Origin of the sequence: Gilliamella sp. B2717 (assembly GCF_026536675.1) — a bacterium.
Taxonomy (GTDB): Bacteria; Pseudomonadota; Gammaproteobacteria; order Enterobacterales; family Orbaceae; genus Gilliamella; species Gilliamella apicola_I.
This window is the reverse complement of record NZ_JAFNNQ010000006.1, coordinates 1-699: the sequence shown is the minus strand read 5'-3', so window position 1 is coordinate 699 and position 699 is coordinate 1. Positions and strand designations below refer to the sequence as shown.

The following is a 699-nucleotide window of genomic DNA, read 5'->3' as shown; positions in this document are numbered from 1 at the left end:
ACGATTAAAGTTTTTTAATAACATCTATCAACTCTATTTTATGGATGGTATTGGTGCTATGTATAATTGGCATAGACCAACCTGGTCAATTGTATTGGGTGATACCATTGGTGATATTACCCCTTTAAAAGAGCGTTATTTAATCAAAAAAGCGATTCAAGGCTATTATGAAAGTATGACTTTTTTAAGTCATTATTATAGAGCGGAAGCACAAAATATGGATCTGGCACAACTGTGGCGTAAATATGCCATTACCATGGGCGAGCTACCTTATGATGATCATTGGCCTGGCTATCCACCACTTGAACAATAATATCTGAAAAAAAGGGCAATTATGCCCTTTTTATGCTCCTATTTCCCCTATTTTAACCATTTATGCGCAATATTTTGAATTTCAAGCATAATGGTTTGGTAATGTTGCCTTAAACCGTCAATGGTTTCTTTATCCATTTCGGCAATATTAACGCCGGTTTTGTCTTGCATTTTTTCAACAAATATTTTGAGTTCGTCAAATGCTTGTCGTTGATCAAAGCTCATTCTAAAACGCAGTTCGCCTTTACGGATACCCAATACGGAATAGGTGATCAACACTTACATGTAGTAGTTACATATTGGATTATAATGCCATAATTAATTTGCTGAATAATATGATTATTTAGCTATTTAATTTGTTAAGGTTTGATGTTAAACTGGTGCAGA

Annotated in this window: 2 protein-coding genes (1 of these 2 only partly in view); one reads left to right on the top strand and one right to left on the bottom strand. The window is 34.2% G+C overall.

Features of this window, described 5'->3' with window-relative positions:
- Nucleotides 1-313 carry part of the coding region annotated (locus J3U35_RS11495; RefSeq protein ID WP_324123827.1) for a tetratricopeptide repeat protein on the top strand (this coding region is incomplete at its 5' end). The annotated region extends 349 nt beyond the left edge of the window, so 313 of the 662 annotated nt are shown.
- A 47-nt stretch (nucleotides 314-360) separates the two neighbouring features.
- Here J3U35_RS11495 and J3U35_RS02095 read toward each other — a convergent pair.
- Nucleotides 361-537: a hypothetical protein gene (locus tag J3U35_RS02095; RefSeq protein WP_267359222.1), complete on the bottom strand. Its 177-nt coding sequence runs from the start codon at nucleotides 535-537 to the stop codon at nucleotides 361-363.
- Nucleotides 538-699: the final 162 nt, after the last annotated feature.

Bases quoted from the DNA above. Each gene is read 5' to 3' on its own strand.
- J3U35_RS02095 (WP_267359222.1), bottom strand. From the start codon at position 537: ATGAGCTTTGATCAACGACAAGCATTTGACGAACTCAAAATATTTGTT.